Origin of the sequence: Micromonospora phytophila, assembly GCF_023656545.1 — a bacterium.
GTDB lineage: Bacteria > Actinomycetota > Actinomycetes > Mycobacteriales > Micromonosporaceae > Micromonospora > Micromonospora phytophila.
Genome location: NZ_JAMOKF010000421.1, coordinates 1 through 4052 on the forward strand (window position 1 = coordinate 1; position 4052 = coordinate 4052).

At 74.6% G+C, this 4052-nt stretch carries 5 protein-coding genes; 1 reads left to right on the plus strand and 4 read right to left on the minus strand.

Annotation, left to right across the window (positions count from 1 at the left end; all coding sequences use genetic code 11):
* The 4 genes from NCC78_RS28755 to NCC78_RS28770 all read right to left on the minus strand — a co-directional run.
* The coding region (locus tag NCC78_RS28755; RefSeq protein ID WP_372495224.1) for a sirohydrochlorin chelatase at nt 1–399 on the minus strand (399 nt) is incomplete at its 3' end.
* On the minus strand, nt 381–1142 hold the full coding sequence (locus NCC78_RS28760; protein WP_250798444.1) for a phosphoadenylyl-sulfate reductase: 762 nt from the start codon (nt 1140–1142) through the stop codon (nt 381–383). The genes NCC78_RS28755 and NCC78_RS28760, both read right to left, overlap by 19 nt.
* Nucleotides 1139–1297, minus strand: coding sequence for a hypothetical protein (locus NCC78_RS28765; RefSeq protein ID WP_250798445.1), 159 nt, complete (start codon nt 1295–1297; stop codon nt 1139–1141). Before NCC78_RS28765 ends, NCC78_RS28760 begins: the two co-directional genes overlap by 4 nt.
* Nucleotides 1294–3006: a nitrite/sulfite reductase gene (locus tag NCC78_RS28770; protein ID WP_250798446.1), complete on the minus strand. Its 1713-nt coding sequence runs from the start codon at nt 3004–3006 to the stop codon at nt 1294–1296. The genes NCC78_RS28765 and NCC78_RS28770 overlap by 4 nt, the downstream gene beginning before the upstream one ends.
* 413 nt (nt 3007–3419) lie before the next feature.
* Here NCC78_RS28770 and NCC78_RS28775 point away from each other — a divergent pair.
* Nucleotides 3420–4052: glycosyltransferase family 39 protein (locus NCC78_RS28775; RefSeq protein WP_372495225.1), on the plus strand; the 633-nt coding region annotated here is incomplete at its 3' end.

Sequence of the window (4052 nt, forward strand, 5' to 3'; positions counted from 1 at the left end):
GTCGGCGGGACCGAGCACATCGGTCACCCGGACCGCGATTGACGCCCCCGCCTCCCGCGCCGCCGCGACCGCCGCCGGGATGTCCACCCGCCGGTGGTAGGCGGCCGTGAGCAGCAGCAGCACCAGCACCGCCCGGGGATGCCCGGCGGCGGCCAGGTCCCGCAGCACCGCGGTCGGTCCCGGCTCGGTGTGGTCGAGCCAGCTCGGCAGCACCGGAATGCCGGGCCGGGCGGCGGACACCGCCCGGGCCAGCGCCCGGGTCGCCTCGGCCGCCCGCGGGTCACGACTGCCGTGGGCGACCAGCACCACGGGATCCCCCACCGCCCGGCCCGGCATCCCGGACCGGCCCGCCGGGGCCTCCGGCGAGGCCCCCGGCCCGGTCAGACGTGCAGGCCGCACTCGGTCTTCTCGAACATGGCCCAGCGGCCGGCGCGCGGGTCCTCCCCCGCCTTCGTCCGGCGGGTGCAGGGCCAGCAGCCGATCGAGCCGTAGCCCTGCTTGAACAGCTCGTTGACGGGGACGTTCCAGCGGGCGATGTAGGCGTCCACGTCGGCCTGCCGCCAGGCCGCGATCGGGTTGACCTTGACCTTGCCCCGGCGGGCGTCGAAGGTCACCACCGGCGTGTTCGCCCGGGTGGGCGACTCGTCCCGGCGCAGCCCGGCCGCCCAGGCGTCGTACCCGGAGAGCGCCCGCTCCAGCGGCTCCACCTTGCGCAGCTGGCAGCAGTCGTCCGGGGACTTGTTGAACAGCCGGGGGCCGTACTGGCCGTCCTGCTGGCCGACGGTGAGCCGGGGCCGGATCGACCGGACGTTCACCGGCAGGGTGCGGGCCACCTCGTCGCGGACCTTCAGCGTCTCGGGGAAGTGCAGGCCGGTGTCCAGGAAGACCACGTCCACCCCGGGCGCGACCCGGGAGACCAGGTGGGCCAGCACCGCGTCGGCCATCGAGCTGGTGACGCAGAACCGGTCGCCGAAGGTCTCGGCCGCCCAGCGGGCGATCTCCAGCGCGGGCGCCCCCTCCAGCTCCCGACCGGCAGTCTCCGCCAGCACGCGCAGCTCGTCGGGGTCGCGGCGGGTCGGTTCGGCCGGCTTCGGGCCCCCGATGCCGACCAGGCCCAGGTTGGCGGCGGAGACGAGGCTCATCGGGCCACCACCTTGCTGAGCAGGCCGGTGAACTTGACCGTGAAGACGCGGGCGCAGGCGTGGCACTCCCAGGCGCCGTGCCCGGCCTCGCTCGGCCGCAGGTCCTCCTCCCCGCAGTAGGGGCAGTACAGCGGCGCGGAACGGGTTTCACTCATCGGAGTTCCTCCTCGTCGACCCTGATCACCCAGTTGGCGAAGGTCTCGCCCTCGCTCCGCCCGGCCAGGTAGCGGCGGGCCAGTCGTTCCACGTACTCCGGAAGCTCGTCGGCGGTGGTCTTCAGACCGCGCAGCTTGCGGCCGAAACCGGCGGTCTGCCCCTCGGCCATGCCCAGGCCGCCGCCGAGGTGTACCTGGAAGCCCTCCACCTGCCGACCGTCCGGGCCGACCACCAGCTGACCCTTGAGGCCGATGTCGGCGATCTGGGTGCGGGCGCAGGCGTTCGGGCAGCCGTTGATGTGGATGGAGATGTCCGCGTCGAAGTCGCGCAGCCGCTGCTCCAGCCGGGCCACCAGCTCCTCGCCGCGCGCCTTCGTCTCGACGATGGCGAGCTTGCAGTACTCGATGCCGGTGCAGGCCATGGTGCCGCGCCGCCAGGCCGACGGCCGGGCCTCCAGCCCGATCCCGCGCAGCGCCTCCACCAGGGAGTCGGTCCGCTCCGGCGCCACGTCGAGCACCAGCAGCTTCTGGTACGGGGTGAGCCGCACCCGGTCGCTGCCGTGCGCCGCCGCGACGTCGGCGAGCCGGGCGAGCTGCCTGCCGGAGACGCGCCCGACCACCGGGGCGGCGCCCACGTAGTTGCGGCCGTCGCGCTGCGGGTGCACCCCGATGTGGTCCACCGGCTTGTCGGGCAGCTGCGGAGCGGGGCCGTCGAGCAGGGTGCGGCCGAGGTACTCCTTCTCCAGCACCTCGCGGAACTTCTCCACGCCCCAGTCGGCGACCAGGAACTTCAGCCGTGCCCGGTTGCGCAGCCGGCGGTAGCCGTAGTCGCGGAAGATGCCGACCACGCCGGCCCAGACGTCCGGCACCTCCGCCAGCGGCACCCAGACACCGAGCCGCTTAGCCAGCATCGGGTTGGTGGAGAGACCGCCGCCGACCCAGACGTCGAAGCCGGGGCCGTGTTCGGGGTGGTCCACCCCGAGCAGGGCGATGTCGTTCGCCTCGTACGGGGTGTCGACCAGCCAGGAGATCGAGGTCTTGAACTTGCGCGGCAGGTTGGAGAACTGCTTGTCGCCGACGTACCGGCGGACGATCTCGTCGATCGCCGGGGTCGGGTCGACCAGTTCGTCGCGGGCCACCCCGGCGACCGGGCTGCCGAGCACGATGCGGGGGCAGTCACCGCACGCCTCGGTGGTCTGCAGCCCGACCGACTCCAGCCGGCGCCAGATCTCCGGCATGTCCTCGACCCGGATCCAGTGGTACTGGATGTTCTGCCGGTCGGTGATGTCGGCGGTGTCCCGGGCGAACTCCCGGGAGATGTCCGCGATCACCCGCAGCTGGGTCAGGGTGAGCTGGCCGCCGTCGACCCGGACCCGGAGCATGAAGAACTCGTCCTCCAGCTCGTGCGGCTCCAGCACGGCGGTCCGGCCGCCGTCGATGCCGGCCTTGCGCTGGGTATACAGCCCCCACCAGCGGAACCGGCCGCGCAGGTCCTGGGGGTCGATGGAGGCGAAGCCGCGGTGCGCGTAGATGTTCTCGATCCGGGCCCGGACGTTCAGCGGGTCGTCGTCCTTCTTGATCCGCTCGTTGGGGTTGAGCGGCTCGCGGTGACCGAGCGCCCACTGACCCTCCCCGCGCGGACGGCGCGGGGCCCGGGCGGGTCGCGCCGTCGGGTCCTCCGGCCGGGCCGGGATGCTGCTGACCGCCATCGCGGCGTCCTCCGTTGTCTGTGTGCCTCAGGAAGCGCGGGGCGCGGCGGCCGGCCCGTCGGAACGGGCTGGGGACAACGGTGTCGGAACAGCCGGCGCGGAGCGCGCCCGAGACAGATGGGTCGGGCGTCGTCAGTCGGCCGGACAGATCGCGCTGCGCACGCGGCCGTAGTCGACGTGGCGACGGGCCACGAAGCGGCGGACGACAGCGGCGGTCATGGGGCCATGCTGCCACACGCCCGGCGGGCCGGCCAATGAGCGCGTGCCCCATCCCACATCACGGGCCGCACCCCGGGCCCGCCAACACCCGGGGGGGCGAGCGGCCCGGAGGCGAAGCGGTTCCCCGGGTGGGCCGATCCGACGGCGGGCAGGCTCCGGCCGCGCGGCCGGGCCTGGTGTGGGACGCTCGGCGCGTGGGCATTTTGTCCGTAAAGCGGCATCCGGTCGCGGCCCGGGGCTGGTGGGTCTGGGTGGCGCCGGCGCTGGCCACGCTGGCCGTCGGGCTGTTCGGGCTCGGCCACGCGCAGCCGTGGCGCGACGAGCTGGCCACCTGGAGCGCGGCCACTCGTCCGGTCGGCGACCTGATCCGGCTCACCGGCACTGTGGACGCGGCCACCGGGCCGTACTACCTGCTCCTGCACGGCTGGGTGACGATCTTCGGCGACTCCGCGACGGCGCTGCGGCTGCCCTCGGCGCTGGCGATGGCCACCGCGGCCGGGCTGACCGCCGTACTCGGGCGGCGGCTGCTCGGCGCGCGGGCCGGCCTGCTCGCCGGCCTGCTCCTCGCGGTCCTCCCCGGCACCTCCCGGTACGCCCAGGAGGCCCGGCCGTACGCGCTCGCCAGTTCGCTCGCCGTGCTCGCCGCCCTGCTGCTGGTCCGGGCCCTGGACCGGCCCACCTGGCCACGCTGGGCCGGCTACGCCGCCGCCGTCGCCGGCCTCGGTCTGGCCCACCTGCTCGCCCTCACCCTGCTCGCCGCGCACGCCGTGGTCGTCCTGCTCGCCTGGTGGCGGGGCCGCGCCGTGGCGGGCCTCGACGCCGCGAGC